A 4,297-nucleotide genomic window follows, 5' to 3' on the forward strand; every position below is an offset into this window, starting at 1 on the left:
CGCCGTCGGATCCGTCGGCGGCCGCCCGGCCTACGCACTCGCCAAGCCCGGTGAGGGCTTCGGCCTCACCGCGCTCGAGGACGGCACCGAACTCGGCGGGTCCGGCACCGACGCCGGCGTCCTGCCCACCGCGGTGGCCCTCGGCCCGGCCGACGGCCGCGAGCTGTTCGCGGTCGGCGGCGAGGACGGCTCCGTCCAGGTCTGGGACGCCGTCAGCGGCGAACTGCTGCACGGCACGGCCGGTGGCGAGGGCGGCCAGGCGGTGGCCGGCGCCACCGTGCACGGCGTCCCGCTCGCCTTCTCCGCCGGACGGGCCGGCGAGATCCGCGCCTGGCGCACCGCGGACGGCCGCGGCCTCGGCCTGCTGCCCGTGGCCGGAGCCGGCGCCGCCGCACTCTGCCACGCCCGCTGCGCCGACCTGGACCTGCTCGCCGCCGGCAGCACCGACGGCCTCGTCCGGGTCTGGGACACCGCCACCGGCGAACAGCTCCACCTGCTGGTCGGCCACACCGACCGGATCACCGCACTCGCCGTCCTCACCCTCGGCAACCAGGCCGTGCTCGCCTCCGCCGGCGCCGACGCGACCGTCCGCCTGTGGGACCTCGCCACCGGGCAGCCCGTCGCCGTCCTCACCGGCCACTCCGCCTCGGTCACCGGCCTGGCCTTCCTGCAGCCGGGCGGCGACCCGCTGCTCGCCTCCTGCGCCCTCGACGGCACCCTGCGGCTGTGGGACGTCTACACCGGCACCGCCGTCGACGGCCGCCCCGCCCGCCAGGGCTGGCTCACCGCGCTCGCCGCGCTGCACCTCGACGGCCGCCAGGTGCTCGCCGTCGGTGACGAACACGGCGCCGTGACGCTGTGGGACCCGACCGGCTTCACCCGGCTCACCGAACTCGCGGCGGCCGGCGGCCACCCCGTCAACGCGCTGACCGTCCTCGAGGCGGACGGCCTGCCCCGGCTCGCCGCCGGCCACGGCGACGGCACCGTCCGGCTGCTGGACGCGGCCGGCGGCCCCGGCCCCGGGCCGCCCACCGCCGACGGCGGCCCCGTCACCTCGCTCGCCGTGTGCCCCGCGGACGACGGGCCGGTCCTGGTCTGCGGCACCGCCTCGGGCGCCGTCCGCTGCCTCGACGCCCGGACCGGCACCGAGCTGCCGCTGCCCACCCCGCACACCGGGGCCGTCACCGGCCTCGCCTTCTGCCCGCCCGTCGGCGACGCACCGGCACTGCTGGTCTCCGCCGGCGAGGACGGGACGGTCCGGGTGCGCGACGCGCTCGCCGGCGCCCAGCTGCGCCGCTTCACCGCCGACCGCGACGGCGTCACCGCCCTCGCCGCCGGCGAGGTGGCGGGCCACCAGGTCGTCGCCACCGGCGGCCCGGCCGGCCGGGTCGGGCTGTGGGACTCCGCGCTCGGCCTCCCGCTGCTCGAACTCGCGGGCACGGCCGGCCCGGTGGAGGTCCTCGCCTTCGGGCGGGTCGGCGGCCGCGAGGTGCTGGCCGCCGGCGGCGCCGACGGCGTCCTGAGGATCTGGAACGCCGACGACGGCACCGCGGTCGGCGAGTTCACCGGCGGCGGCGCCTCGGTGCGCAGCGTCACCCTGCAGGACCTCGACGGCGAGGCCCTGCTGGCCTGCGGCGACCAGCAGGCGGTGCTGCGGCTGTGGCACGTCACCAGCGGAGCGCTGCTCAACGAGGCGGAGGTGGACCGGGTCCCGCTCGCGATCGCGTTCGGTGACACGGGCCTGTACACGGTCGGCCCGGACGGCGCGACCGCTCTCTGAGCGGCACGCCGACGGTCACGACCGATCGACCGAAGGGCCGGCCCGCCGTGCGACGGGCCGGCCCACCGGCGGCACTGCAGTGCGGCCGGCACAGACAGGCGAGAGCCTGGCGGAACTGGGGTGGGGGTACATCATGAGCGGTTCGTCGTCCTTCAAGATCGACCTGGAAGAGGTGGAGGCGGCCACCAAGGCGATCCGGGCCATGCTCGACGACCTCGAGGCGCCGACGGCGCGGCTGGAGGCGGTGATCAACCAGATCAAGCCGACGGCCTACGGCAGCGAGACCGTCGGCAAGTCGCTGACCGGCGGCACCTCCTCGGTCGGCGGGCTCCCCGAGCACCAGAAGCAGGTCTTCGACGGGGTCAAGGCCTACCTGCAGAACTCGGCGCAGATGGCCGCCAACCTCGAACTCATGGTGCAGCGCTACCGGGAGACCGAGGCGACCCAGACCGCCGAGCTCACCCGGCTGAACGGCGGCCGCGGCGCGGAGGCCGGCACCCTCGCATCACCGGTCTCCACCACCCTGCAGTCGGCCGCCCCGGGCACCCCGGTGTCACCGCTCACCGCGGTCGACGGGATCCCGGCCACCGAACCGCTGCGCGCTGTCGACGACATACCGGTCTCCGAGCGGCACCGTGCGACGATCGGCCTACCGCTCTCCGAACCACTGCGCGCCGTCGACGGCGTGCCGATCTCCGAGCGGCACCGTGCGACGATCGGCCTACCGCTCTCCGAACCGCTGCGCACCGTCGACGGCATCAGGCCCCCCGAGCCGGTCACGCTGCCGACGCACCACGCCCCCGAACCCGCCTTCCACACCCCCGACGCCCCCGACCTCTCGTACAACAGGCACGCGGACGACGACGTGGACCCGCCGCTGCACGGCGGGGGACGCAACATGCTCATCTGAGCCTGCCGTTCCGGACGCGCCGCCCCGGCGCCGGTCCGCCTGACGCAACGTCACATGTCCAAGAGCATCGAGTCCGAGCGGGCGTTCCCCGCCGACTCGGGTCCCCAGTCCCAGGCCAGCCGGCCAGCCCAAGAGAGCGACTCGTCATGATCGTGCTGCCGCCCGACCTCGCCGAAGTGCTGAAGGTCGTCCAGAGCAACGAACACGGATCCGGTGTCGTCTTCCCCGACGCGAACGAAGACCTGCTGGCGGAACTCGCCGACGCCTGGGAGGCGTGGAGCGCCGCCGCCGAACCCGCTATCCGCACCATCGTCGCCAGCGCCAACCGCGCCATGGCCAACATGTCCGGCGCCGCGGCCGAGAGCTTCCAGGGCTACCTGCACAAGTACGCCGGCAGCGACCAGTCGCACGCGGCGACCACCCTCGACGCCGGTGCCGCGATGGCCCAGTCGCTGCGCGGCGCCCACCAGGCCGTCAGCCAGACCAAGTCCGAGATGGTGCGCGAACTCCAGTACGCCAAGGAGTACATGGAGCAGAATCCGGCCGGGAAGCACGACGACATCGCCCAGTCCGAGGGCATCAAGACGGCCGCGGACACCTACAACACCTACGTCGGCCAGATCGGCACCGGCATCGACACGATGCTGCGGCAGAGCGCCGGACACGTCGAGCGGATGACCAGCGCCGGACAGGTGGCGCGGCTCGGCGGCTCCGGCGGGAGCGACAGCACCTCCCCCACCCGCACCACCGGCCCCAACGCCGCACTCGACCCGACCAGCCTGCTGCACCCCACCGCCACCACCGGGATCGACTCGCTGGCCACCGGCGCCACCCTGCCGGGAGGCCCCGGCCCCGCCATGCCTTCCGGACCGCTCTCGGCGCCGTTCGACCCCGCCGCGGGCATGTCCTCCCCCGGTATGCCCGGCGGCGGCTTCGGCGGCGGAGCACCCGGCGGCGGGTTCGGCGCGGGCAGTGCGGGCGGCGCGGCCGCGTACAAGCCCCAACTCAGCGCCCTGAAGCCCTTCCAGCCGCCGGCGCCCATCCCCTTCTCGGGCGGCCTCGGCGGTGGCGGCGGCTCGGCCGGCGGTTCCGGAGGCGCACCCGTCTTCTCGCCGCTGACCCCCCGCCTCGGCCTCGCCGGGCTCACCGACCTGCCCGGCTCCTCCGGCTCCCTCGGCGGTGCGGGCGGCAGCGGCGGCTCGGGCACCCTCGCCCCGTGGAACCCCCCGACCCCGGGCGGCCCCTCGATCGGCGGGCCGGGCGGAGCGATAGGCGGGCTGCCGCTGGACGGCATCGTCGGGATCGGCGGCCGCGGCGGCGGCACCACCGGGGGACCGCGTTCCACTGCCGGCTCCTTCAAGCCGCTGACCCCCGGCGGCGTCGGTGGTTTCGGAGGCGGCCCGGGCGGCGCCCGCGGCGTCGGCGGTGCCGGTGATCTCGGCGGGGGCGCGGCCGTAGCCGGCGGCCTCGGCGGCGGTGGTGGTGTCGGCGCACTGGGCGGAGGCGCCTCCGCGAAGGGGTACGCCACCCGGGCCGGACTCGGCGCCGGCGCCATCGGCGGGGCGGAGGGCGGCCTGCGGGCCGGCGGGCCCCCGGCCCCCCGGGGC

Annotated in this window: 3 protein-coding genes; all 3 read left to right on the forward strand. The window is 76.4% G+C overall.

All coding sequences use genetic code 11. From position 1 onward, the window contains the following. Positions 1-1,780: WD40 repeat domain-containing protein (locus ABD353_RS39215; protein WP_344628505.1), on the forward strand; the 1,780-nt coding region annotated here is incomplete at its 5' end. Between the two features lie 133 nt (positions 1,781-1,913). Next, positions 1,914-2,690 carry a hypothetical protein gene (locus ABD353_RS39220; protein WP_344628506.1) on the forward strand — a complete coding sequence of 259 codons (777 nt, stop codon included), beginning with the start codon at positions 1,914-1,916 and terminating at the stop codon, positions 2,688-2,690. Positions 2,691-2,836: 146 nt separating this feature from the next. Beyond that, on the forward strand, positions 2,837-4,297 hold a 1,461-nt coding region (locus ABD353_RS39225), incomplete at its 3' end, for a WXG100-like domain-containing protein (RefSeq protein ID WP_486326989.1).

Origin of the sequence: Kitasatospora arboriphila, assembly GCF_039528095.1 — a bacterium.
GTDB lineage: Bacteria > Actinomycetota > Actinomycetes > Streptomycetales > Streptomycetaceae > Kitasatospora > Kitasatospora arboriphila.